At 56.5% G+C, this 21313-nt stretch carries 34 protein-coding genes; 33 read left to right on the forward strand and 1 reads right to left on the reverse strand.

The window, feature by feature from the left end; genetic code table 11:
* Positions 1 to 78: 78 nt before the first annotated feature.
* The 31 genes from creD (at position 79) to dsbD (ending at position 18433) form a co-directional block, all read left to right on the forward strand.
* Entirely contained in the window at positions 79 to 1464 is a 1386-nt protein-coding gene (creD, locus tag O3298_RS22670) for a cell envelope integrity protein CreD (protein WP_305060593.1), read from the forward strand.
* Positions 1465 to 1682: 218 nt separating this feature from the next.
* A complete protein-coding gene (locus O3298_RS22675) occupies positions 1683 to 1877 on the forward strand; it encodes a hypothetical protein (protein ID WP_077398840.1) in 195 nt (64 codons plus the stop codon).
* Between the two features lie 303 nt (positions 1878 to 2180).
* Positions 2181 to 2837 carry a 50S ribosomal protein L3 gene (rplC, locus tag O3298_RS22680; RefSeq protein ID WP_010394393.1) on the forward strand — a complete coding sequence of 219 codons (657 nt, stop codon included), beginning with the start codon at positions 2181 to 2183 and terminating at the stop codon, positions 2835 to 2837.
* Between the two features lie 3 nt (positions 2838 to 2840).
* The gene (gene rplD / locus O3298_RS22685) at positions 2841 to 3461 is read left to right on the forward strand and encodes a 50S ribosomal protein L4 (protein WP_034753197.1); all 621 of its coding nucleotides are present in this window, start codon (positions 2841 to 2843) and stop codon (positions 3459 to 3461) included.
* Positions 3458 to 3775, forward strand: coding sequence for a 50S ribosomal protein L23 (gene rplW / locus O3298_RS22690; protein WP_010394398.1), 318 nt, complete (start codon positions 3458 to 3460; stop codon positions 3773 to 3775). The genes rplD and rplW overlap by 4 nt, the downstream gene beginning before the upstream one ends.
* Complete coding sequence (gene rplB / locus O3298_RS22695; protein WP_034753198.1) at positions 3775 to 4602, forward strand: 50S ribosomal protein L2; 828 nt, start codon at positions 3775 to 3777, stop codon at positions 4600 to 4602. The genes rplW and rplB overlap by 1 nt, the downstream gene beginning before the upstream one ends.
* A gap of 10 nt (positions 4603 to 4612) precedes the next feature.
* The gene (rpsS, locus tag O3298_RS22700; RefSeq protein WP_008444295.1) at positions 4613 to 4888 is read left to right on the forward strand and encodes a 30S ribosomal protein S19; all 276 of its coding nucleotides are present in this window, start codon (positions 4613 to 4615) and stop codon (positions 4886 to 4888) included.
* Positions 4885 to 5217, forward strand: a complete 333-nt coding sequence (rplV, locus tag O3298_RS22705) for a 50S ribosomal protein L22 (protein WP_170840583.1) — start codon at positions 4885 to 4887, stop codon at positions 5215 to 5217. The genes rpsS and rplV overlap by 4 nt, the downstream gene beginning before the upstream one ends.
* Positions 5218 to 5226: 9 nt before the next feature.
* Positions 5227 to 6051, forward strand: coding sequence for a 30S ribosomal protein S3 (rpsC, locus tag O3298_RS22710; protein ID WP_034753199.1), 825 nt, complete (start codon positions 5227 to 5229; stop codon positions 6049 to 6051).
* Between the two features lie 2 nt (positions 6052 to 6053).
* Positions 6054 to 6473, forward strand: a complete 420-nt coding sequence (gene rplP, locus O3298_RS22715) for a 50S ribosomal protein L16 (RefSeq protein WP_034753201.1) — start codon at positions 6054 to 6056, stop codon at positions 6471 to 6473.
* Positions 6474 to 6485: 12 nt separating this feature from the next.
* Positions 6486 to 6677, forward strand: a complete 192-nt coding sequence (rpmC, locus tag O3298_RS22720; protein ID WP_010394412.1) for a 50S ribosomal protein L29 — start codon at positions 6486 to 6488, stop codon at positions 6675 to 6677.
* Positions 6674 to 6946 (forward strand): 30S ribosomal protein S17, encoded by a 273-nt coding sequence (gene rpsQ, locus O3298_RS22725; RefSeq protein WP_010394415.1) that lies wholly within the window; start codon positions 6674 to 6676, stop codon positions 6944 to 6946. The genes rpmC and rpsQ overlap by 4 nt, the downstream gene beginning before the upstream one ends.
* 253 nt (positions 6947 to 7199) lie before the next feature.
* Complete coding sequence (rplN, locus tag O3298_RS22730; protein WP_008444317.1) at positions 7200 to 7568, forward strand: 50S ribosomal protein L14; 369 nt, start codon at positions 7200 to 7202, stop codon at positions 7566 to 7568.
* A gap of 9 nt (positions 7569 to 7577) precedes the next feature.
* Positions 7578 to 7892 carry a 50S ribosomal protein L24 gene (gene rplX, locus O3298_RS22735; protein WP_034753204.1) on the forward strand — a complete coding sequence of 105 codons (315 nt, stop codon included), beginning with the start codon at positions 7578 to 7580 and terminating at the stop codon, positions 7890 to 7892.
* A gap of 6 nt (positions 7893 to 7898) precedes the next feature.
* A complete protein-coding gene (gene rplE / locus O3298_RS22740) occupies positions 7899 to 8438 on the forward strand; it encodes a 50S ribosomal protein L5 (RefSeq protein WP_010394421.1) in 540 nt (179 codons plus the stop codon).
* A 2-nt stretch (positions 8439 to 8440) separates the two neighbouring features.
* The gene (gene rpsN, locus O3298_RS22745) at positions 8441 to 8746 is read left to right on the forward strand and encodes a 30S ribosomal protein S14 (RefSeq protein WP_010394423.1); all 306 of its coding nucleotides are present in this window, start codon (positions 8441 to 8443) and stop codon (positions 8744 to 8746) included.
* Between the two features lie 14 nt (positions 8747 to 8760).
* Positions 8761 to 9156 carry a 30S ribosomal protein S8 gene (rpsH, locus tag O3298_RS22750; protein ID WP_034753208.1) on the forward strand — a complete coding sequence of 132 codons (396 nt, stop codon included), beginning with the start codon at positions 8761 to 8763 and terminating at the stop codon, positions 9154 to 9156.
* Positions 9157 to 9166: 10 nt separating this feature from the next.
* Positions 9167 to 9700, forward strand: a complete 534-nt coding sequence (rplF, locus tag O3298_RS22755; protein ID WP_034778281.1) for a 50S ribosomal protein L6 — start codon at positions 9167 to 9169, stop codon at positions 9698 to 9700.
* Between the two features lie 13 nt (positions 9701 to 9713).
* Positions 9714 to 10076, forward strand: coding sequence for a 50S ribosomal protein L18 (gene rplR / locus O3298_RS22760; protein ID WP_010394431.1), 363 nt, complete (start codon positions 9714 to 9716; stop codon positions 10074 to 10076).
* A gap of 9 nt (positions 10077 to 10085) precedes the next feature.
* A complete protein-coding gene (gene rpsE, locus O3298_RS22765; protein ID WP_010394433.1) occupies positions 10086 to 10604 on the forward strand; it encodes a 30S ribosomal protein S5 in 519 nt (172 codons plus the stop codon).
* 10 nt (positions 10605 to 10614) lie between these two features.
* Positions 10615 to 10794, forward strand: coding sequence for a 50S ribosomal protein L30 (gene rpmD / locus O3298_RS22770; RefSeq protein ID WP_010394435.1), 180 nt, complete (start codon positions 10615 to 10617; stop codon positions 10792 to 10794).
* 30 nt (positions 10795 to 10824) lie between these two features.
* Entirely contained in the window at positions 10825 to 11256 is a 432-nt protein-coding gene (gene rplO, locus O3298_RS22775; protein ID WP_034753211.1) for a 50S ribosomal protein L15, read from the forward strand.
* Between the two features lie 32 nt (positions 11257 to 11288).
* Positions 11289 to 12623, forward strand: coding sequence for a preprotein translocase subunit SecY (gene secY / locus O3298_RS22780; RefSeq protein ID WP_010394438.1), 1335 nt, complete (start codon positions 11289 to 11291; stop codon positions 12621 to 12623).
* 18 nt (positions 12624 to 12641) lie between these two features.
* Entirely contained in the window at positions 12642 to 12860 is a 219-nt protein-coding gene (gene infA / locus O3298_RS22785; protein WP_005663428.1) for a translation initiation factor IF-1, read from the forward strand.
* Between the two features lie 42 nt (positions 12861 to 12902).
* Positions 12903 to 13016, forward strand: coding sequence for a 50S ribosomal protein L36 (gene rpmJ / locus O3298_RS22790; protein WP_010394471.1), 114 nt, complete (start codon positions 12903 to 12905; stop codon positions 13014 to 13016).
* Between the two features lie 14 nt (positions 13017 to 13030).
* Positions 13031 to 13396, forward strand: coding sequence for a 30S ribosomal protein S13 (rpsM, locus tag O3298_RS22795; RefSeq protein WP_046681666.1), 366 nt, complete (start codon positions 13031 to 13033; stop codon positions 13394 to 13396).
* A gap of 17 nt (positions 13397 to 13413) precedes the next feature.
* A complete protein-coding gene (gene rpsK, locus O3298_RS22800; protein ID WP_010394475.1) occupies positions 13414 to 13818 on the forward strand; it encodes a 30S ribosomal protein S11 in 405 nt (134 codons plus the stop codon).
* 258 nt (positions 13819 to 14076) lie between these two features.
* Positions 14077 to 14700, forward strand: coding sequence for a 30S ribosomal protein S4 (gene rpsD / locus O3298_RS22805; protein WP_010394478.1), 624 nt, complete (start codon positions 14077 to 14079; stop codon positions 14698 to 14700).
* Between the two features lie 106 nt (positions 14701 to 14806).
* Positions 14807 to 15784: a DNA-directed RNA polymerase subunit alpha gene (gene rpoA / locus O3298_RS22810; RefSeq protein ID WP_008444343.1), complete on the forward strand. Its 978-nt coding sequence runs from the start codon at positions 14807 to 14809 to the stop codon at positions 15782 to 15784.
* Positions 15785 to 15917: 133 nt separating this feature from the next.
* Positions 15918 to 16310, forward strand: coding sequence for a 50S ribosomal protein L17 (rplQ, locus tag O3298_RS22815; RefSeq protein ID WP_034753219.1), 393 nt, complete (start codon positions 15918 to 15920; stop codon positions 16308 to 16310).
* Positions 16311 to 16483: 173 nt separating this feature from the next.
* Positions 16484 to 18433: a protein-disulfide reductase DsbD gene (gene dsbD / locus O3298_RS22820; protein ID WP_369811623.1), complete on the forward strand. Its 1950-nt coding sequence runs from the start codon at positions 16484 to 16486 to the stop codon at positions 18431 to 18433.
* A gap of 71 nt (positions 18434 to 18504) precedes the next feature.
* Here dsbD and O3298_RS22825 read toward each other — a convergent pair whose 3' ends face one another.
* Positions 18505 to 19041 carry a Spy/CpxP family protein refolding chaperone gene (locus tag O3298_RS22825; protein ID WP_305060594.1) on the reverse strand — a complete coding sequence of 179 codons (537 nt, stop codon included), beginning with the start codon at positions 19039 to 19041 and terminating at the stop codon, positions 18505 to 18507.
* A 186-nt stretch (positions 19042 to 19227) separates the two neighbouring features.
* Between O3298_RS22825 and O3298_RS22830 the strand changes: the two genes are divergently transcribed.
* Both O3298_RS22830 and O3298_RS22835 read left to right on the forward strand, forming a co-directional pair.
* On the forward strand, positions 19228 to 19956 hold the full coding sequence (locus tag O3298_RS22830) for a response regulator (protein WP_034753223.1): 729 nt from the start codon (positions 19228 to 19230) through the stop codon (positions 19954 to 19956).
* Positions 19953 to 21311 (forward strand): ATP-binding protein, encoded by a 1359-nt coding sequence (locus O3298_RS22835; protein WP_099665736.1) that lies wholly within the window; start codon positions 19953 to 19955, stop codon positions 21309 to 21311. Before O3298_RS22830 ends, O3298_RS22835 begins: the two co-directional genes overlap by 4 nt.
* Positions 21312 to 21313: the final 2 nt, after the last annotated feature.

Here is a 21313-nt window from a genome sequence, read left to right on the forward strand (position 1 = left end):
ATTTACAGGCTTCACACAGACTGCATCGTCAGCGCATACAGCTTTCCTACACTGGCTGCCTTACTTCAAGGATGCGCCATGCAAAAAACTCTCTTAGTCAAAGCGTTGATCGTGTTCGGCCTGATGTTGCTGATCGGCCTGCCTTTGCTGATGATTCAGGAAACGATCAAGGAGCGGATGGAATTCCGCCAGGAAGCCGTCAACAGCATCGCCGCCGATTCGGTGCGCGAACAAACCATCATCGGCCCCATCCTCGTGATTCCCTATACGGAGCAGTACGAAGAGCGCGTGGAAGTGGCCAAGGGCGATGACAAGGAAGCGAAAGCGCCTGTGCGCACGGAGTTGCTGCGCCGCTTGGTGCAGCGCCGCCTTATCGTGTACCCGAACGATCTGCAGATCAACGGCAACATCGAGACGGACCGCCGTTACCGCGGCATCCACCAGGTGCTGGTCTACAGCGGCCAGCATGCCTTCAAGGGCGATTTCACGGTGCCGGCCAGCAGCCAGCTGCCGCGCAAGTCGCCGGACTCGCGCGTGACCCTGGGTCAGCCTTTCGTCGCCCTCTCCATCGAGGACGTGCGCGGCATCCGCAATATCCCGAAAATCGACTGGGGCGGACAAAAGATCGAGTTCGAGCAGGGTACCGACCTGTTTGCCTTCCGCAGCGGCCTGCATGCGCCGCTGGGTGCCATGCCTCTGGCGGCGCCGCAGCAGGTGCGCTTCAGCTTTGACCTGGGCCTCGATGGCATCGAACGCCAGCATTTCGTGCCGGTGGCCAAGAACAGCCAGATCCAGATCAAGTCGAACTGGCCCCATCCGCAGTTTGGCGGGCGCTTCCTGCCGTCGCCGAAGAATCGCCAGATCGATGCCCAGGGTTTCAATGTGGCGTGGAATATCTCGTCGCTGGCCACCAATGCGCAAACGCAACTGAGCACGATCGAAGGGGAATTCAAGGTGCCCGACAGCGCCCCGCTGGGCCAGATCGACCGCTTCAGCGTGGGCTTCATCGAGCCGGTGAACGTGTATTCGCAGTCGGACCGGGCCACGAAATATGGCTTGCTGTTCGTGGCGCTGACCTTTGCCGCCTTCTTCATCTTTGAAATCCTGAAAAGCCTGCCGATCCACCCGGTGCAATATTTGCTGGTGGGCCTGTCGCTGGTGATCTTCTTCCTGCTGCTGGTGGGCCTGGCCGAGCATATCGCCTTCCTGGCCGCCTATCTGATCGCCAGCGCCGCCTGCATCGCGCTGACCGGCTTTTACCTGGTGCACGTACTGCACAACGCCTGGCGCGGCATCGGCTTCGGCATGGCGCTGACCGTGCTGTATGGCGCCCTGTATGGCTTGCTGAGCTCGGAAAACAATGCGCTGGTGATGGGTAGTATCCTGCTGTTCGCCGTGCTGGCCGCCATCATGGTGGCGACGCGCAAGGTGGACTGGTATCAGGTAGGCAGGGGAGGGCAGTAATCGCCAGAGCCTGCTCCAGTGAGGCATGAAAAAGATTGCTGATTTGGAAAATAATTGGTTTTAAGTTGGTATTGTTTACGGTAGTCTTTGGTATTGCTTTCCGGGCAGCACGGTATTGTGTGTTGCGGTTTGCGGGAGTAATAGCGGCGGCAGGAAGGATGGCTTGCCGCCACCGGGCAGTTCCTTTCATTCCAACATAACAACCTGGAGACAGCACCATGATCAAGAAACTGGCTTTTTTCCTCTTTGCCTGTGGCCTGAGTGCCGGTTACGCGTATGCCGCGGCGAGTGAGGATGTCTGGCAATGCCGTTCGCGCTGCGACAGCAGCTATGTCGGCTGCACCGGTTCATTGGGCGGCAGCCCGATTTGCCGTGACCTGCTCCAACATTGCCTGGAGCGCTGCAACGGCTAGACCAGCGACTCGCATGACGCATGGGCGCGGACGGGGCACAAGCCTGGTCCGCGCCCTTCTTTTTGTGGCGTCAGGGCGCATGGATGCTCATTTTGACGAGGCGCTGCGACAATTGCGGGAGGTGTTCGACAACTCCTGTAGGGGCGTCGCGCAACACTTTGACATACCTCGTGTTAACTTGTTGCGTCAAGGGTTTTTGTGCTATATACTAGCCGGCTTCGGTATGGATTCGTCTTTTTTGAGTCCTACGTTACTTTGTAGTTAAACAAGCCCCGCCCAATCGCAGGTGGGAATGGAGAAAAAATGAGCCTAGGCCTTCTCGGTCGCAAGGTTGGTATGATGCGCATTTTCACGGATGAAGGGGATTCGATTCCTGTCACCGTGTTGGACGTATCGAACAACCGTGTTGCGCAAATCAAAACCCCTGAAACAGATGGTTACTCCGCTGTTCAGGTCGCATTCGGTCAACGTCGCGCTTCCCGCGTGACCAAAGCTGTTGCTGGTCATCACGCTAAAGCTGGTGTTGAAGCCGGTACTCTGTTGAAAGAGTTCCGCGTTGACGCTGCTAAAGCCGCTGAACTGAAAGCTGGCGATGTTGTCGCTGCTTCCCTGTTCGAAGTCGGTCAAAAGATCGACGTGCAAGGCGTTACCATCGGTAAAGGCTATGCAGGCGTTATCAAACGTTACCACTTCGCTTCTGGCCGTGCAACGCACGGTAACTCGCGTTCGCATAACGTTCCAGGTTCCATCGGTATGGCACAAGATCCAGGTCGCGTTTTCCCTGGTAAGCGCATGACCGGTCATCTGGGTGACGTTAACCGTACGATCCAGAACCTCGTGATCGCCCGTATCGATGCCGACCGTCAGCTGTTGCTGGTCAAAGGCGCGATTCCAGGTGCGAAAAATGGCCAGGTAGTTGTCTCGCCAGCCATCAAAACCAAAGCCAAGAAGGGAGCTTAAACGATGGAACTCAAGCTTCTGAATGCGCAAGGTCAAGCCGCCTCGAACGTTGCTGCAGCCGATACGATTTTCGGCCGTGACTACAATGAAGCGCTGATCCACCAAGTCGTCATCGCTTATCAAGCGAATGCACGTAGTGGTAACCGCAAGCAAAAAGACCGTGAAGAAGTTCACCACACGACGAAAAAGCCATGGCGCCAAAAAGGTACCGGCCGCGCTCGTGCTGGTATGTCGTCGTCGCCACTGTGGCGCGGCGGTGGTCGGATTTTCCCGAACTCGCCTGACGAAAACTTCACCCACAAAGTGAACAAAAAAATGTATCGCGCAGGTATTTGCTCGATCCTGTCGCAGCTGGCTCGCGAAGAGCGCCTGATCGTCATCGACGATCTGACGATCGACGCGCCAAAAACCAAGCTGCTGTCGCAAAAATTGAACGGCCTGGGCTTTGATTCGGTTCTGATCATCACCGACGTTCTGAACGAAAACCTGGAACTGGCATCGCGCAACCTGCCTAACGTACTCGTCGTTGAGCCACGTCACGCAGACCCGATGTCCCTGGTGTTCTACAAGAAGATCCTGGTCACCAAAGCTGCATTGGCCAAGATTGAGGAGATGCTGGCATGAGCGCGATTTTGAAACATAGCGAAGAACGCTTGATGAAGGTGCTGTTGGCGCCCGTGATTTCCGAAAAGGCCACCATGGTCGCGGAAAAGAACGAGCAAATTGTATTCCGCGTACTGCCGGATGCAACCAAGCCTGAAATCAAGGCAGCGGTCGAACTGCTGTTCAAGGTTGAAGTTCTGTCCGTGCAAACTGCAAACCGCGAAGGTAAGCAAAAGCGCACCGGCAAGTTCAACGGTCGTCGTAACCATACCAAGCGTGCTTTCGTGTGCCTGAAGCCTGGCCAGGAAATCAACTTCTCCGAGGAGGCTGCATAATGGCACTCGTTAAGATGAAACCAACCTCGCCAGGCCGTCGCGGCATGGTAAAGGTGGTGAATGCCGACCTGTACAAAGGTCGTCCGTTCGCTGCCCTGGTTGAAAAGAAATCCAAGACCGCTGGTCGTAACAACAACGGTCACATCACCACCCGTCATATCGGTGGTGGTCATAAGCAACACTATCGCTTGATCGACTTCAAGCGCACCAAAGATGGTATTCCAGCGAAAGTGGAACGTATTGAATACGATCCAAACCGCACCGCGAATATCGCTCTGTTGTGCTACGCCGACGGCGAACGTCACTACATCATCGCAACCAAAGGCATGGCCGTTGGCGACAGCGTGATGAACGGTTCGGAAGCACCGATCAAATCGGGTAACTGCTTGCCAATCCGTAACATCCCAGTCGGTACCGTGATGCATTGCGTCGAAATGCTGCCAGGTAAAGGTGCCCAAATGGCACGTACCGCCGGCGCTGGCGTTGTGCTGATGGCGCGTGAAGGTACCTACGCTCAAGTGCGTCTGCGCTCGGGCGAAGTACGTCGCGTGCACATCGAGTGCCGTGCAACGGTTGGTGAAGTCGGCAATGCCGAGCACAGCCTGCGTAAAATCGGTAAAGCTGGTGCGATGCGCTGGCGCGGTGTTCGTCCTACCGTTCGCGGTGTGGTCATGAACCCGGTCGATCACCCGCACGGTGGTGGTGAAGGTAAAACAGCAGCTGGTCGTCATCCAGTTTCGCCTTGGGGCCAACAGACTAAGGGTAAGAAGACACGCAGCAACAAGCGTACTACTTCCATGATCGTCTCGCGCCGCGGCAAGAAATAAGGGGTAGCACATGACACGTTCATTGAAAAAAGGGCCGTTCTGTGACGCCCACCTGGTGAAAAAAGTTGAAGCCGCGCAAGCAGCCAAAGACAAAAAGCCAATCAAAACCTGGTCGCGTCGTTCGACAATCATGCCTGACTTCATCGGCCTGACGATCGCGGTGCATAACGGCAAGCTGCACGTGCCGGTTTATGTTTCCGAAAACATGGTTGGTCACAAGCTCGGCGAATTCGCACTGACCCGTACGTTCAAGGGCCATGCAGCTGACAAAAAGGCTAAGAAATAATGGAAACTAAAGCTATCCTCAAAGGTGTGCGCCTGTCGGACCAAAAGGGCCGCCTGGTTGCTGACCTGATCCGTGGTAAGAAAGTTGACGCTGCACTCAACATCTTGCAATTCAGCCCGAAAAAAGGTGCTGCGATCATCAAACGCGTTCTGGAATCCGCTATTGCGAATGCCGAGCACAATGATGGCGCGGACATCGACGAATTGTTCGTGAAAACGATCTACGTCGAAAAGGGCCCCGTCCTGAAGCGCTTCACCGCGCGTGCAAAAGGCCGTGGCGACCGTATTTCGAAACAATCCTGTCACGTTTACGTGACTGTCGGTAACTAAGGAGCCACGATGGGTCAGAAAATTCATCCAACCGGTTTCCGTCTGGCGGTCACCCGTAACTGGGCTTCGCGCTGGTATGCAGGCAACGGTAATTTCGCTGCCATGCTGAACGAAGACTTGAAAGCACGTGCTTACCTGAAAAAGAAACTGAAGAACGCTTCCGTTGGCCGCATCGTTATCGAGCGCCCAGCCAAGAACGCGCGCTTCACGATCTACAGCTCGCGTCCAGGCGTGGTCATTGGTAAAAAAGGCGAAGACATCGAAGTACTGAAGTCCGCGCTGACCAAGATCATGGGCGTACCTGTTCACGTGAACATCGAAGAAATTCGCAAGCCAGAAATCGACTCGCAACTGATCGCCGACTCGATCGCTCAGCAGCTGGAAAAACGGATCATGTTCCGCCGCGCCATGAAGCGTGCAATGCAAAATGCAATGCGCCTGGGTGCTCTCGGTATCAAGATCATGTCGTCCGGCCGTCTGAACGGTATCGAAATCGCACGTAAAGAGTGGTACCGCGAAGGCCGCGTGCCTCTGCATACCCTGCGCGCCGATATCGACTACGGTACCAGCGAAGCGTCGACCACCTACGGCATCATCGGTGTCAAGGTGTGGGTATACAAAGGTGACCGCGCGCCTAACGGCGATGCACCAGTCATCGATACCCCAGCTGACGAGAAGAAAAGCCGCGGCCCACGCCGTGACGATGGCAAGCCAGCTGGCCGTCCACGTCCAGCCGGTGCCGGTGCGAAACCATCCACAGCACCAGGTGCACGTGTGCGTACCGCCGCTAAACCGGCCGCCGCAGCAGCACCAGCTGAGAAAGCAGGAGAATAATCATGCTGCAACCAGCACGCAGAAAGTATCGTAAAGAGCAGAAAGGCCGTAATACCGGTATTTCGCACAGCCGCGGCACCGCCGTGTCGTTTGGCGAATTCGGTCTGAAGGCAGTTGCGCGCGGTCGTATCACTGCGCGTCAAATTGAAGCGGCGCGTCGTGCAATGACGCGTCACATCAAGCGCGGTGGCCGTATCTGGATCCGTATTTTCCCGGACAAACCGATTTCGAACAAACCGGCTGAAGTCCGTATGGGTAACGGTAAAGGTAATCCTGAGTACTACGTCGCTGAAATTCAGCCAGGTAAAGTACTGTACGAAATGGATGGCGTTGATGAAGCGCTGGCACGGGAAGCATTCCGTCTTGCCGCCGCTAAACTGCCACTGGCGACGACGTTTGTCATCCGCCAAGTCGGCCAATAATTGGAGTTGTATATGAAAGCATCTGAACTCCGCGGCAAGGACCAGCCAGCTCTGCAAAAAGAGCTGAATGACCTGTTGAAGGCACAGTTCGGCCTGCGCATGCAAATCGCTACGCAGCAGCTGAGCAACACTTCGCAGCTCAAGAAGGTACGCCGCGATATCGCGCGTGTGAAGACGGTAATGAATCTGAAGGAAGCCAAATGAACGAACCAGTGAAACAGTCGCTCAAGCGCACGCTGATCGGTAAAGTGGTTTCGGACAAGATGGACAAGACCGTTACCGTTCTGATCGAGCGCCACGTAAAACATCCTTTGTATGGCAAGATCATCATGCGTTCGAACAAGTATCACGCGCATGACGAGACCAACCAAGTCAAGGCCGGTGACACGGTCGAGATCCAGGAAGGTCGCCCGATCTCCAAAACGAAGGCATGGACGGTGACACGTGTGGTTCAAGCCGCACCAACCGTTTAAATAAAAACCACCGTTTCGGCGGTGGCTTTTAATTAGTACTTGCAGGCCCGCAAATTGTATGTAATACTTGCGGGCTTCGTTCATGTAACGCCGCAAAGTGTCTGGCCACAGACAGTAGCATTCGCGGTCAGTTGATGTATGAAGGTCATGCACCCAAACAGTGAAGCCCAGCAGGGCGGCTCTGGCGGGACCAAGACTGACCGTGGGTCTACATTGTGTGGATTCTTCGGCTTAAGTTGGGAAAGAGAATACTATGATTCAAACTGAAAGCCGGCTCGAAGTGGCTGACAATACCGGTGCCAAAGAAGTAATGTGCATCAAGGTATTGGGCGGCTCCAAGCGCCGTTATGCTGGCATTGGCGATGTGATCAAGGTAACCGTTAAGGTTGCTGCGCCACGTGGCCGTGTCAAAAAAGGTGAAATTTATAACGCCGTGGTTGTGCGCACCGCTAAAGGTGTTCGCCGCCAAGACGGTTCCCTGGTGAAGTTCGACGGCAATGCCGCCGTTCTGTTGAACGCCAAGCTGGAACCGATCGGTACCCGTATTTTTGGACCTGTCACGCGCGAACTGCGCACTGAGAAGTTCATGAAAATCGTGTCCCTGGCACCGGAAGTCCTGTAAGGAGTCGTAATGGATAAGATTCGTAAAAACGACGAAGTCATCGTTCTGACCGGGAAAGACAAGGGCAAACGTGGTGTGGTACAGCAGCGTATCGATGCTGAACATATCGTGGTTGACGGCATTAACATCGCTAAAAAAGCGACTAAGCCAAACCCGATGACTGGCGTAACTGGTGGTATCGTCGATAAGACCATGCCAATTCACGTGTCCAACGTTGCATTGTTTAATGCAGCGACTGGCAAGGCAGATCGCGTGGGTTTCAAAGAAGTGGACGGCAAGAAAGTTCGCATCTTTAAATCCTCCGGCGAAGTAGTGAAGGCTTAAGAAATCATGGCACGTCTCCAAGAATTCTATAAAGAAAAAGTCGTTGCCGACCTGACCAGCAAGTTTGGTTACAAGTCGGTAATGGAAGTTCCACGCCTGACCAAGATCACCCTGAACATGGGTGTTGGTGAGGCTATCGCGGATAAAAAAGTTCTCGAGCACGCAGTTGCTGACTTGACCAAGATCGCCGGCCAGAAGCCAGTGACCACCAAGTCCCGCAAAGCGATCGCAGGCTTCAAAATCCGTGAAGGTTACCCGATCGGTACGATGGTCACCCTGCGCGGCGCTCGCATGTACGAGTTCCTGGATCGCTTCATTACCGTGGCTCTGCCGCGCGTACGCGATTTCCGTGGTGTGAACGGCCGTGCATTTGATGGTCGTGGCAACTACAACATCGGTGTCAAGGAACAGATCATTTTCCCTGAAATCGAATACGACAAGATTGACGCGTTGCGCGGTATGAATATCAGCATCACGACAACCGCTAAGACCGATGACGAAGCCAAAGCTTTGCTCGCCGCCTTTAAATTCCCTTTCAGGAACTGATCATGGCCAAACTGTCACTGATTAATCGTGAGATCAAGCGTGCTGACCTGGTGGCGAAATTCGCCCCTAAGCGCGAAGCTCTCAAGGCCATCGTCGATGACCAATCGAAATCGGAAGAAGAGCGCTACGAAGCTCGCCTGAAATTGCAGGCGCTGCCACGTAACTCGAATCCGACGCGTCAACGTAACCGTTGCGCCATCACTGGTCGTCCGCGCGGCACATTCCGTAAATTCGGTCTGGGTCGTATCAAGCTCCGTGAATTCGCCATGCGTGGTGAAATTCCGGGTATGACAAAAGCAAGCTGGTAATAGGAGAATATGCAATGAGTATGAGCGATCCTATCGCCGATATGCTGACCCGCATTCGCAATGCACAAGGCGTGCAAAAGACGACCGTGGCCATGCCATCGTCGAAAGTCAAAATTGCGATTGCCAGCGTCCTGAAGGACGAGGGTTACATTGAAGATTTCGCTGTTGCCGAAGCTGGTGGCAAAGCGGAACTGAAAATCGGTTTGAAGTATTATGTTGGCCGTCCCGTCATTGAGCGCTTGGAGCGCGTGTCCCGTCCGGGTCTGCGCGTCTACAAGGGTAAAGACGAGATCCCTGTTGTGATGAATGGCTTGGGTGTGGCGATCGTGTCGACTCCGCAAGGCGTCATGACTGACCGCAAAGCACGCGCTACCGGTGTCGGCGGCGAAGTTATTTGCTACGTGGCTTAAGGAGTTACACATGTCTCGAGTAGCTAAAATGCCTATCGTAGTGCCAGCTGGCGCCGAAGTCGCCATCTCCGCACAAGCGATCACCGTAAAAGGCCCGCTGGGCGTACTTTCCCAGGCCCTCACCGGCCAGGTCAAAGTGGAAAACAATGCAGGAACCCTGAGTTTCGACGTGGCGAACGACAGCCGCGAAGCCAATGCCATGTCCGGCACGCTGCGCGCACTGGTCAACAACATGGTTGTTGGCGTCACCAAGGGTTTCGAGAAAAAGCTGAACCTGGTAGGCGTGGGTTACAAGGCGCAAGCTCAAGGCGACAAGCTGAATCTGTCCCTGGGTTTCTCGCACCCTGTAGTGCATGACATGCCAGCTGGCGTTACCTGCGCAACACCAACCCCGACCGAGATCCTGATTAAAGGTATCGACCGTCAACAGGTTGGCCAGGTAGCCGCTGAAGTTCGTGCTTACCGCGCTCCTGAGCCTTATAAAGGCAAGGGCGTTCGCTATGCGGACGAAGTGGTTAAGCTTAAAGAAACCAAGAAGAAGTAATTAGGGGCTGACGATGGATAAGAAAGAATCACGGCTTCGCCGCGGACGCCAAACCCGCATCAAGATTGCGGAATTGAAAGTAAATCGCTTGTCGGTGCATCGCACCAACCTGCACATTTACGCCAACCTGATCAGCCCGGACGCTAAAGTCCTGGTTTCGGCCTCGACGGCTGAAGCGGAAGTTCGCGCTGAACTGGCAGGCCAATCCGGCAAAGGCGGCAATGCCGCTGCTGCAGCCTTGATCGGCAAGCGCGTCGCTGAAAAAGCGTTGAAAGCAGGGATTACCGAAGTTGCGTTTGACCGCTCCGGTTTCCGTTACCACGGCCGTGTGAAAGCGTTGGCAGAAGCCGCACGCGAAGCCGGTCTGAAGTTCTAAGGATCAATCATGGCAAAAATGCAAGCAAAAATGCAAAGCGACAAGCCGGATGATGGCATGCGCGAAAAAATGATCGCGATCAACCGCGTGACCAAAGTGGTCAAGGGTGGTCGTATCATGGGTTTCGCCGCGCTGACCGTAGTTGGTGATGGCGATGGCCGCGTCGGCATGGGCAAGGGCAAATCGAAAGAAGTGCCAGTTGGCGTGCAGAAGGCAATGGAAGAAGCCCGTCGCAACCTGATCAAAGTACCGCTCAAAAACGGTACCTTGCATCACACGGTTGTTGGTCGTCACGGCGCCTCCAAGGTCCTGATGAACCCAGCTAAGCCTGGTACTGGCGTTATCGCTGGTGGCGCAATGCGCGCTATCTTCGAAGTGATGGGCGTGACGGACGTGGTGGCGAAATCCACCGGTTCGAACAACCCATACAACCTGGTACGCGCTACGCTGGACGGCCTGTCGAAAATGAGCACTGCTTCCGATATCGCTGCCAAACGCGGCAAGTCGGTCGAAGACATTCTGGCTTAAGGTGGACAAAATGACAAACACAGTCAAAGTGCAATTGGTCAAGGGCTTGATCGGTACGCGCGAATCGCATCGCGCTACCGTGCGCGGTCTGGGTCTGCGTCGTGTAAATTCGGTTTCCGAATTGCAAGACACCCCATCCGTACGCGGCATGATCAATAAAGTATCGTATCTCGTTAAAGTTGTCGGGTAAGCCTTCGGGCTTACACGAACGGAGCAAATCATGGAATTGAATACTATTGCACCAGCCGAAGGCGCTAAGCACTACAAGCGTCGCGTCGGTCGCGGTATCGGCTCCGGCCTGGGTAAAACCTCGGGTCGTGGTCACAAAGGTCAGAAATCGCGTTCGGGCGGCTTTCATAAAGTCGGTTTCGAAGGCGGTCAGATGCCTCTGCAACGCCGTCTGCCTAAGCGCGGTTTCAAATCGATGCACGCAACCTTCAAAGCTGAAGTGCGCCTGTCCGATCTGAACAACCTGGCTGTTGGCGATGTCGACATTCTGGTCTTGAAGCAAGCTGGCGTTCTGGGCGTGTTGGCCCGTGACGTGCGCGTGATCTTGTCCGGCGAAATCACCAAAGCGGTGAATTTGAAGGGCTTGAAAGTGTCCGCTGGCGCGAAAGCAGCCATCGAAGCAGCCGGCGGCTCGGTAGCCTGAGTTGACCGCTAACAGCTTGATCGGAGCGAAAATTGGCGACTAATCCACAACTTGCTAAAAGTGCAGCGGCCGGTTTCCCTTGGGGACGGCTCTGGTTTTTGCTTGGCGCATTGGTGGTTTATCGTATCGGTGCTCACGTCCCGGTTCCCGGGATTGACCCGACACAATTAGCCTCGCTGTTCAAGGAGCACGAAGGCGGCGTCCTGGGCATGTTCAACATGTTCTCGGGCGGTGCCTTGTCTCGTTTTACAGTGTTTGCGCTGGGTATCATGCCTTATATCTCGGCCTCGATCATCATGCAATTGCTGTCGATCGTGTCACCGCAGATGGAAGCGTTGAAAAAAGAAGGCGAAGCAGGTCGTCGCAAGATCACCCAGTACACCCGGTATTTCACGGTTGCCCTGGCACTGTTCCAAGCGTTAGGCATTGCAGTCGCACTGGAGTCGCAAGCTGGTCTGGTGTTGGAACCTGGTCTTGCATTCCGCTTCGTGACGGTCGTCACTTTGTTGACCGGAACAATGTTTTTGATGTGGTTGGGTGAGCAAATTACCGAGCGTGGCTTGGGGAATGGCATCTCGATCATCATTTTTGCCGGGATTGCAGCAGGTCTGCCGTCGGCGTTGGGTGGCTTGTTCACTCAGGTGTCGAATGGTTCGATCGGCAGCTTCAGCGCGATTTTCATCGTGATCCTGGTAGCACTGGTAACGTACTTCGTTGTATTCGTCGAACGTGGTCAGCGCAAAATATTGGTCAATTACGCGAAGCGCCAGGTAGGCAACAAGATTTATGGCGGTCAAACCAGCCATTTGCCGTTGAAGCTGAACATGGCCGGCGTGATCCCGCCGATCTTTGCTTCTTCGATCATCTTGTTCCCGGCCACTATCGTGGACTGGTTTTCAAAGGGCGCCGACAACGCTAACCCTGCGGTGCGGTTCTTGAAAGATTTGGCAGCATCGATGGGGCCTGGTGAGCCTATCCATGCGCTGTTGTACGCAGTGGCGATCGTGTTTTTCTGTTTCTTCTATACAGCGCTGGTCTTTAACAGCAAGGAAACAGCGGATAACTTGAAGAAAAGCGGTGCGTTCATTCCCGGGATCCGTCCAGGCGAACAGACAGCCCGTTACATTGACAAGATCCTGACACGCTTGACACTTGCCGGCGCAGTCTACATCACCCTGGTGTGTTTATTGCCGGAATTTATGCAAGCCCAGTGGAAAGTACCATTCTATTTCGGCGGTACTTCTTTATTGATTATTGTAGTTGTCACCATGGATTTCATGGCGCAAGTACAGAACTACGTGATGTCGCAGCAATATGATTCACTGCTGCGCAAAGCAAATTTCAAGGGCGGAATTCCGACGCGTTAAGCGCGGTAAACATACCGAATGGCAAAAGACGACGTCATACAGATGCAGGGCGAGATTCTTGAGAATCTCCCAAATGCAACATTTCGAGTGAAGCTGGAGAACGGACACGTGGTGCTCGGGCATATTTCAGGTAAAATGCGGATGAACTATATTCGCATTCTCCCTGGAGACAAGGTGACGGTGGAGTTAACGCCGTACGACCTGAGCCGAGCCCGCATTGTGTTCCGTACCAAGTAACACACTGAATCAAACCAAAGAAGCGAAAGAAAGAGCCCAAAAATGAAAGTTCTCGCATCAGTCAAGCGGATCTGCCGCAACTGCAAGATCATCAAGCGCAAAGGCGTAGTCCGCGTTATCTGCGTGGAACCACGTCACAAGCAGCGTCAAGGTTAATCGAGGAATAACAAATGGCACGTATTGCAGGGGTTAATATCCCAAATCATCAGCATACCGTTATCGGCCTGACGGCCATCTACGGTGTGGGCCGTCCACGCGCAGAGAAAATCTGTGCATCGACCGGTGTAGCAACCAACAAAAAGATCAAAGATCTGGATGACAGCGAACTGGAAAAGCTGCGCGATGAAGTAGGTAAATTCATCGTCGAAGGCGATCTGCGTCGTGAACTGTCCATGAACATCAAGCGTTTGATGGATCTGGGTTGCTACCGCGGCATGCGTCATCGTAAGGGTCTGCCTTGCCGTGGCCAGCGTACGCGTACGAACGCACGTACCCGCAAGGGACCGCGTAAAGCCGCTCAATCGCTGAAAAAATAATCCGCTAGGGAATAATTATGGCTAAGTCGCAAAATAACGCCGCATCAGCACGCGTGCGTAAAAAAGTTAAAAAGAACGTCGCTGAAGGCATCGCACATGTCCACGCTTCGTTCAATAACACCATCATTACCATCACCGATCGTCAAGGCAATGCCTTGTCGTGGGCTACCTCCGGCGGTGCAGGCTTCAAGGGTTCGCGTAAATCGACCCCATTCGCAGCGCAGGTCGCCGCGGAAGCCGCTGGTAAAGTGGCTGTTGAGTGTGGCGTGAAGAACCTGGAAGTACGTATCAAGGGCCCAGGTCCTGGTCGTGAATCCGCCGTTCGCGCGCTGAACAACCTGGGCATCAAGATCACCGAGATCCAGGACGTGACGCCGGTACCGCACAACGGTTGCCGTCCACCGAAACGTCGTCGTATCTAAGATAGTGTTGCAGAGGGCGCTTCGGCGCCAGCTGCTTTGCTGTCTGTTGTAACTCAGTACAGTTGTGTGAAAACGCTGGAGCAGGGAGCCGGAAACGGTTATACTGCCCGGCTGTTCTTGCCTGTCAAATTCTGTTTGACGGGTTTTTCGTTTTCAGCCACCGTCTGATTGAAACCAAATCAGACTAGCGCCTAACCGCATCAGTGTGTTTGATCATGCATGTGGCTGGGGCGTTATCATTTAAAAAAAGGAAGTATCGTGGCACGTTATATCGGACCTAAAGCAAAACTTTCCCGCCGTGAAGGTACAGACCTGTTCCTGAAGAGCGCACGTCGCTCGCTGGACAGCAAGTGCAAACTGGACGTCAAGCCAGGCCAGCACGGTGTCAAATCCGGCGCCCGCACCTCGGACTACGGTAACCAACTGCGCGAAAAGCAAAAAGTCAAGCGCATGTACGGCGTGCTGGAACGTCAATTCCGCCGCTACTTCGCTGAAGCAGACCGTCGTAAAGGCAACACCGGCGAAACGCTGTTGAAGTTGCTGGAAACGCGTCTGGACAACGTTTGCTACCGCATGGGCTTTGGCTCGACCCGCGCTGAAGCGCGTCAATTGGTCAGCCACAAAGCGTTCACCGTGAACGGTATCGTTGTGAACATCGCTTCGTACGCAGTCAAAGTTGGCGACATCGTTGCTGTTCGTGAAAAATCGAAAAAGCAAGTGCGTATCGTTGAAGCACTGTCGCTGGCTGAACAAGTTGGTATGCCTAGCTGGGTTTCGGTTGATGCCAAGAAAATGGAAGGCACCTTCAAGTCCCTGCCAGAGCGTAACGAAATCGCTAACGACGTCAACGAATCGCTGATCGTCGAGCTGTACTCGCGTTAATAGTAGTTAGCAAGACTCCCGCCCACTCACTTTCTTGAGTGGGCGTTTTACTAATGCCATCAGCCTTATCGGTGTAATGAGCCGAGGGTATTGAAAAGGACATTTCATGCAAAACAGTTTGTTGAAGCCACGTATTATCGATGTTGAAGCTCTCGGTGCAGGTCACGCCAAGGTCGTGATGGAACCGTTCGAGCGCGGCTATGGCCACACATTGGGTAACGCGTTGCGCCGCGTTCTGCTGTCGTCGATGGTAGGCTACGCGCCGACCGAAGTGACGATCGCCGGCGTCGTCCACGAATATTCCTCCCTCGATGGCGTGCAAGAAGACGTCGTCGATCTGTTACTGAACTTGAAGGGTGTGGTTTTCAAAGTCCACAACCGCGATTCGGTAACCCTGACCCTGAAAAAAGAAGGTGAAGGCGCGATCCTGGCCTCCGATATCGACCTGCCGCATGACGTCGAACTGATCAACCCTGACCACGTGATCGCCCACCTGACCGCTGGTGGCAAGCTGGACATGCAGATCAAGGTTGAAAAAGGCCGCGGCTACGTTCCTGGTAACGTGCGTCGTCTGTCGGAAGACACGAACAAGACCATCGGCCGCATCATTCTGGATGCGTCGTTCTCGCCAGTGCGCCGTGTATCGTACTTCGTTGAATCGGCCCGCGTTGAACAGCGTACCGACCTGGACAAGCTGATCATCAACATCGAAACCAACGGCGTGATCTCGCCGGAAGAAGCGATCCGCCAGTCGGCCCGCGTCCTGGTGGACCAGTTGAATGTGTTCGCTGCCCTGGAAGGCACGGAAGCCGCCGCCGAAGCGCCATCGCGCGCTCCGCTGGTCGATCCTATCCTGTTGCGTCCAGTCGACGACCTGGAGTTGACCGTGCGTTCGGCGAACTGCCTGAAAGCGGAAAACATCTACTACATCGGCGACCTGATCCAACGTTCGGAAAACGAACTGCTGAAAACGCCAAACCTGGGCCGCAAGTCCCTGAACGAAATCAAGGAAGTGCTGGCATCGCGCGGCTTGACCTTGGGCATGAAGCTGGAAAACTGGCCGCCTGCCGGCCTGGAAAAGTAATTCGTAGTTGTAGCAAACTGCCTGGGACAGGTGTCCCAGGCTTTTATTTTGTAGCACCAAACCGGCCCGCGATGAAGCTTCTGCCTCATTGATCGAAGAGCTGGAATTTAAACACTCACCGAAAGGATTTATCATGCGTCACGGTCACGGCCTCCGTAAACTGAATCGTACCTCGTCCCACCGTCTGGCAATGCTGCGCAACATGACAGTATCGCTGCTGCGTCACGAAGCGATCAAAACCACCCTGCCAAAAGCAAAAGAACTGCGCCGCGTTGTCGAGCCAATTCTGACCCTGGGCAAAACCGACTCCCTGGCAAACAAGCGTCTGGCCTTCAACCGCCTGCGCGACCGTGAAATGGTCGTCAAACTGTTCGCTGAACTGGGCCCACGTTTCGCCAACCGTAACGGTGGTTATGTACGTATCCTGAAAATGGGTTTCCGCGTCGGCGATAACGCTCCTATGGCGTTCGTTGAACTGATGGATCGTCCAGATACGACCGAAGCAGTTGAAGTTGCTGGCGAGTAATCCCAGTAATTGCATCTAAGAAAGCCAGGCCTAGCCTGGCTTTTTTGTTTTCTGCTGCAGCTATCCTTGCTGCGGTGTACTATTCTTCTTTCGCGCCGGCCCGGCACAAGCGCTGCCTGCTCCGTGCGACTCTTGTCGAATGGCACAGCTGATGCCGCAGAAAAAGGTTGTTCATGTCCCGTTTCCCTTCCAGCGCCACCGCGCGCGCCGCTCCCCTACATCAACTGCTGATCTGGCTTGCCACCTGTATGCTGCTGGCCATGGCCGTCTTTGGCAGCAATCATGCCCGCGCCGACGATGAATTCCTCGACCCCGAGCTGGCGTTTAAATTTTCCGCCCGCATGCAGGATCCGTCCACCATCGCCGTCACGTATGTGATTGCAGATGGCTACTATATGTACCACGAGCGCTTCAAGTTCGAAGCCGTGGGCGCCAAGCTGGGTACGCCCGTGTATCCGAAGGGCAAGGTCAAGTTCGACGACACTTTCCAGAAGAACGTGGAAACCTTCCGCAAGACCCTCACCATCACCATTTCCGTGGAAGCGGGTGGCGCGTTCACCCTGAAGGCGACGGGCCAGGGCTGTTCGGACAAGGGCCTGTGCTATGCGCCGCAGGATGCCACGGCCCAGCTGGTGGGCGGTGGCGGCGGCCAGAGCATGGCGCCGGGCGGCTTGCCGTCGAAATTCGCCTTGCCGGCCGCGCCGGCAGTCGACACGGCCGCCGTCAACGGCCCGCAGGCGCAGGCGTCGCCTGGCGTGTCCGTGATGAGCATTCCCCAGGCCGATATCACCAGCACGCCCGAGCCGGTAGCAGCAGCGCCTGTGGCGGCCAGCCCTGCGCCCGCGCAAAGCGAGACGGGCAAGATCGAAGCGGCCCTGAAGGGCGGCAAGCTGCTCGTCATCGTGCCCCTGTTCATGCTGCTGGGCCTGGGCCTGGCATTTACGCCGTGCGTGCTGCCGATGGTGCCGATTTTGTCGTCGATCATCATCGGCGATGGCGCCAAGGTCAGCCGTTCGCGCGGCTTGCTGCTGTCGCTGACGTACGCGCTGGGCATGGCCATCGTCTACACGGCGCTGGGCGTGGCGGCCGGCCTGGCAGGCGAAGGCTTGGCGGCCCAGCTGCAAAACCCGTGGGTGCTGGGCTTCTTTGCCCTGCTGATGGCGGGCCTGGCGCTGTCGATGTTCGGCTTGTATGAGCTGCAAGTGCCGGCTTTCCTGCAAGGCAAGCTGACGTCCGTGTCGAACCAGCAATCGTCGGGCCGCCTGGCGGGCGTGTTCGTCATGGGCGCCATTTCCGCCCTGATCGTGGGGCCCTGCGTGGCCGCGCCGCTGGCCGGCGCCTTGCTATACATCAGCCAGACGCGCGACGTCGTCATCGGCGGCAGCGCCTTGTTTGCCATGGCGGTGGGCATGAGCGTACCTCTGCTGTTGGTCGGCGTGTCGGCCGGCACCTTGCTGCCCCGCGCCGGCGCCTGGATGGATGCCGTCAAGCGCTTCTTTGGCGTACTGCAACTGGGCGTGGCCTGGTGGCTGGTCTCGCCCGTGCTGCCGGGCGCCGTGCAGATGCTGGGCTGGACGGTGCTGTTCGTCGGCTACGGCATGTATTTGCTGGTGGGCAAGAGCGGCGCGAAGAACGCCTGGATTGCCAAGGCATTCGGCCTCGTGTTTGCCGTGCTGGGCGCGATGCAACTGGTGGGCGTGGCCAGCGGTGGCCGCGATCCGCTTGCGCCGCTGGCCCACCTCGGCGGTGGGCAAGTGCACGCGCAGCCGTTTATGCGCGTAAAGACCGTGGCGCAGCTCGATGCGGCGCTGGCGCAGTTGAACGGCAAGCCGGCCCTGCTGGACTTTTATGCGGACTGGTGCGTGTCCTGCATCGAAATGGAAAAACTGACCTTCGTCGATCCCGCCGTGCGCGAGAAGATGGGGCAAGCCGTGCTGCTGCAAGTGGACGTGACGGCCAATGATGCTGACGACAAGGCCATGCTGAAACGTTTTCAGCTGTTCGGCCCGCCGGGCATCATCATGTTCAACCCGCAAGGGCAGGAAATCGCCCAGTCGCGCGTGATCGGCTTCCAGAACGCCGCCACCTTCCTGACCTCGTTGCGCAAGCTCGACGGGCAGTAAGCGGTCACTTGTCTCGCCAATAAGAAAAAGCCTGCATTGCAGGCTTTTTCTGTGTTTGCACCCGCTACAACTTAGCCGGCTTTGGGATGCTGCTGCATGCCGTCGTGACCGCCATGGTGCCCACCGCGGTGGCCGCCGTGCTTGCCGCCAGGCACGCTGTCGTCAAACACTTTCTTTTGCTCCGGGGTCAGCACGGCATAAAAGGTTTTCAGCGAGGCCAGGCGGCTTTCTTGGTTCGCGATGCGCTCCTTCGACATGGCGATCCATTGCTCCATGCGTTCCGGCGCCGACAGCTTGGCCATCGCTTCGCGCTTGGCTTTCCAATCGCCCATCGGTTTTTTCGGCGCATTGGCGGCCGTGAAAGTGGCCCAGGCCGGTTCCTGCGCGGCCGTCAGCTTCAGTTTGTCGTGCAGGCGGGCCTGGTACTTGGCCATGCGCTCGGCCGGGTTGCCGCCGCGGTGCTGGCCATCGTGTTGCATCTTGGTACTGGCGGCAGGCGCGCTGGCGGCCGCTTCCTGGGCGTGGACGGTCAGCGATGCCGCACCCATGCCGAGTACGCTCATGGCGATGATCAAATTCTTGCGCAAGGTTGTCATTGAGGCGTTCATCTGGATTCCTTTGTAAAAGTGAGGGATGTACATGTTGCTGCACATGAGTCCATGTTGGACGCGCCATGTTTCCCCGAAGTGTCCGCTGCCAGACAGTTTGTATCTATATGTTTCTTCGGGTCTCCTATATACAAGACGATACAAATGCGCTGTGCAAGGCCGGGGGAAGTGGGGATAATTCGTACCATGGAACCCACTTCTACAATTCTCATCGTCGACGATGACCGCGATATCCGCAGCTTGCTGGCGGACTACCTGGAAACGAACGCCTACCGCACCCTGGGCGCGGCAGATGGCACGGCCATGTGGAAAATCCTCGACGAAACGCGGCCCGACTTGATCGTGCTGGACTTGAATTTGCCCGGCGACGATGGCCTGACCCTGTGCCGCAAGCTGCGCGCCCAATCGACGGTGCCGGTGATCATGTTGACGGCGCGCAATGAACCGCTGGACCGTATCCTGGGCCTGGAAATGGGCGCCGACGATTACTTGCCGAAACCGTTCGAACCGCGCGAATTGCTGGCGCGCATACGCAGCGTGCTGCGCCGCAGCCATGCCATGCCGTCGAACGTGCCATCGGACAAGGCGCAGCAAATCCGCTTTTCCGGCTGGACCCTGGACTTGACGGCGCGCCACCTGCTCAATCCCAGCGGCCTGGTGATCATGCTGTCGGGCGCGGAGTTCCGCTTGCTGCGCGTCTTCTTGGAACACCCGAACCGCGTGCTCAACCGCGACCAGTTGCTGAACCTGACGCAGGGGCGCGACGCCGACCCGTTCGACCGCTCGATCGATATCCAGATCAGCCGCCTGCGGCAAAAGCTCGGTGAAGATGCCCGCTTGCCGCAAATCATCAAGACCGTGCGCAACGGCGGCTACGTGCTGGCCGGCCAGGTCAATGTGGAGCCGCACGCGTGAAGGCCTTCCTGGGGTCGATGACGGGCCGCGTCTTCATGTTCCTGCTGATCGGCATCGTCGCATCGGCCGCGCTGACGCAGTGGCTGGCCGTGGGCGAACGCCAGCGCGCCATCGAGCAATACCGCGACTACCACGCCGTCGAGCGGGCCGAGCAGCTGGTGATGGCGGCCGACGTGGTGCCGCTGGCCTCGCGCGCCGCCTACCTGAAAGTGGCCAACAAGGGCAGCGTGCGTCTGGAATTGCGTCCCGAAACGGAACATACGCCCGGCGCGCCGACGGAGTTTTCCACCGCCCTGCAAGCCAAGCTGGGCGAAGGTTTCAAGGTCAGTGCGCTGGCCGAACGCCCGGCCGCCTGCGTCAAACCGCGCCAGACGCCGGGCATGTTTGCCGCCAAGCCATGGGGCGGCACGTGCGAAAACCTCGACGTGCGCATGCAGGATGGCCACGTGCTGCGCCTGATGGTCTTGCCGCCGCGCCAGCAGCCGCCGTTCAACGAACACAACGATTGGATGACACTGCTGCCTTTCCTGATCAGCATCGCCATCCTCGCCTACCTGGTCACGCGCATGACCATGCGCCCGCTCAAGCAGCTGGCGCAGGCGGCGAAAGACCTGGGCAACGACATCAACCATCCGCCGCTGACCCTGTCGGGCGCCAGCGAGATCCGCCAGGCCAGCGCCGCCTTCAATGCCATGCAGGCGCGCATCCGCCAGCATATTTCCCAGCGGACACAGATGCTGGCGGCCATCACGCACGACTTGCAGACGCCGCTGACGCGCTTGCGTTTGCGCCTGGAAAAAGTGGCCGATACGGAATTGTATGACCGCCTGGTAGGCGACCTGTCAGCCATGCAAAGCATGGTCAAGGAAGGGTTGGACCTGGCCCGTTCGATGGATAGCACGGAAGCGATGCAGGCGCTGGACCTCGATTCCCTGTTGGATAGCGTCTGTTCCGACGCGGCTGATGCCGGCCAGAAAGTCACCCTGAATGGGCAGGCCGGCATGGCCTTGATGGCGCGTCCGATCGCCATGCGGCGCTGCCTGGTGAACTTGATCGACAATGCCGTCAAATATGGCCTGTACGCGCAGGTTGCCGTCGAGCGCATCCCGGGTGCCGCGCGCATCCGCATCCGCGACGGGGGGCCAGGCATTGCGCCAGATCAATTGGCTAAAGTGTTCGAACCGTTTTACCGCATCGAGACTTCGCGTTCGCGCGAATCGGGCGGCACGGGCCTGGGCCTGACCATCGCGCGCAATATCGCCGAACAGCATGGCGCCACGGTTTCACTGCTCAATCATGTCGACGGTGGACTGGAAGTCACCCTCATCGTGCCCGAGTATTACGCAGGAAAGTGAGC

This window comes from Janthinobacterium sp. SUN137, from assembly GCF_030587265.1.
Lineage (GTDB): Bacteria > Pseudomonadota > Gammaproteobacteria > Burkholderiales > Burkholderiaceae_D > Janthinobacterium > Janthinobacterium kumbetense.

What these genes read in the sequence shown, in the direction of transcription:
- rplP (WP_034753201.1), top strand. Translation starts at nt 6,054, where the DNA reads ATGCTGCAACCAGCACGCAGAAAGTATCGTAAAGAGCAGAAAGGCCGT.
- rplN (WP_008444317.1), top strand. Translation starts at nt 7,200, where the DNA reads ATGATTCAAACTGAAAGCCGGCTCGAAGTGGCTGACAATACCGGTGCC.
- rpmC (WP_010394412.1), top strand. Translation starts at nt 6,486, where the DNA reads ATGAAAGCATCTGAACTCCGCGGCAAGGACCAGCCAGCTCTGCAAAAA.
- rplD (WP_034753197.1), top strand. Translation starts at nt 2,841, where the DNA reads ATGGAACTCAAGCTTCTGAATGCGCAAGGTCAAGCCGCCTCGAACGTT.
- rpsM (WP_046681666.1), top strand. Translation starts at nt 13,031, where the DNA reads ATGGCACGTATTGCAGGGGTTAATATCCCAAATCATCAGCATACCGTT.
- rplR (WP_010394431.1), top strand. Translation starts at nt 9,714, where the DNA reads ATGGATAAGAAAGAATCACGGCTTCGCCGCGGACGCCAAACCCGCATC.
- rplX (WP_034753204.1), top strand. Translation starts at nt 7,578, where the DNA reads ATGGATAAGATTCGTAAAAACGACGAAGTCATCGTTCTGACCGGGAAA.
- rplO (WP_034753211.1), top strand. Translation starts at nt 10,825, where the DNA reads ATGGAATTGAATACTATTGCACCAGCCGAAGGCGCTAAGCACTACAAG.
- rpsK (WP_010394475.1), top strand. Translation starts at nt 13,414, where the DNA reads ATGGCTAAGTCGCAAAATAACGCCGCATCAGCACGCGTGCGTAAAAAA.
- rpsH (WP_034753208.1), top strand. Translation starts at nt 8,761, where the DNA reads ATGAGTATGAGCGATCCTATCGCCGATATGCTGACCCGCATTCGCAAT.
- rpsS (WP_008444295.1), top strand. Translation starts at nt 4,613, where the DNA reads ATGACACGTTCATTGAAAAAAGGGCCGTTCTGTGACGCCCACCTGGTG.
- rplB (WP_034753198.1), top strand. Translation starts at nt 3,775, where the DNA reads ATGGCACTCGTTAAGATGAAACCAACCTCGCCAGGCCGTCGCGGCATG.
- rpmJ (WP_010394471.1), top strand. Translation starts at nt 12,903, where the DNA reads ATGAAAGTTCTCGCATCAGTCAAGCGGATCTGCCGCAACTGCAAGATC.
- O3298_RS22825 (WP_305060594.1), bottom strand. Translation starts at nt 19,041, where the DNA reads ATGAACGCCTCAATGACAACCTTGCGCAAGAATTTGATCATCGCCATG.
- creD (WP_305060593.1), top strand. Translation starts at nt 79, where the DNA reads ATGCAAAAAACTCTCTTAGTCAAAGCGTTGATCGTGTTCGGCCTGATG.
- rpsC (WP_034753199.1), top strand. Translation starts at nt 5,227, where the DNA reads ATGGGTCAGAAAATTCATCCAACCGGTTTCCGTCTGGCGGTCACCCGT.
- rpsE (WP_010394433.1), top strand. Translation starts at nt 10,086, where the DNA reads ATGGCAAAAATGCAAGCAAAAATGCAAAGCGACAAGCCGGATGATGGC.
- O3298_RS22830 (WP_034753223.1), top strand. Translation starts at nt 19,228, where the DNA reads ATGGAACCCACTTCTACAATTCTCATCGTCGACGATGACCGCGATATC.
- rpmD (WP_010394435.1), top strand. Translation starts at nt 10,615, where the DNA reads ATGACAAACACAGTCAAAGTGCAATTGGTCAAGGGCTTGATCGGTACG.
- rplF (WP_034778281.1), top strand. Translation starts at nt 9,167, where the DNA reads ATGTCTCGAGTAGCTAAAATGCCTATCGTAGTGCCAGCTGGCGCCGAA.
- rpsQ (WP_010394415.1), top strand. Translation starts at nt 6,674, where the DNA reads ATGAACGAACCAGTGAAACAGTCGCTCAAGCGCACGCTGATCGGTAAA.
- rplW (WP_010394398.1), top strand. Translation starts at nt 3,458, where the DNA reads ATGAGCGCGATTTTGAAACATAGCGAAGAACGCTTGATGAAGGTGCTG.
- rplQ (WP_034753219.1), top strand. Translation starts at nt 15,918, where the DNA reads ATGCGTCACGGTCACGGCCTCCGTAAACTGAATCGTACCTCGTCCCAC.
- rplC (WP_010394393.1), top strand. Translation starts at nt 2,181, where the DNA reads ATGAGCCTAGGCCTTCTCGGTCGCAAGGTTGGTATGATGCGCATTTTC.
- dsbD (WP_369811623.1), top strand. Translation starts at nt 16,484, where the DNA reads ATGTCCCGTTTCCCTTCCAGCGCCACCGCGCGCGCCGCTCCCCTACAT.
- infA (WP_005663428.1), top strand. Translation starts at nt 12,642, where the DNA reads ATGGCAAAAGACGACGTCATACAGATGCAGGGCGAGATTCTTGAGAAT.
- O3298_RS22675 (WP_077398840.1), top strand. Translation starts at nt 1,683, where the DNA reads ATGATCAAGAAACTGGCTTTTTTCCTCTTTGCCTGTGGCCTGAGTGCC.
- rpoA (WP_008444343.1), top strand. Translation starts at nt 14,807, where the DNA reads ATGCAAAACAGTTTGTTGAAGCCACGTATTATCGATGTTGAAGCTCTC.
- rpsN (WP_010394423.1), top strand. Translation starts at nt 8,441, where the DNA reads ATGGCCAAACTGTCACTGATTAATCGTGAGATCAAGCGTGCTGACCTG.
- rplE (WP_010394421.1), top strand. Translation starts at nt 7,899, where the DNA reads ATGGCACGTCTCCAAGAATTCTATAAAGAAAAAGTCGTTGCCGACCTG.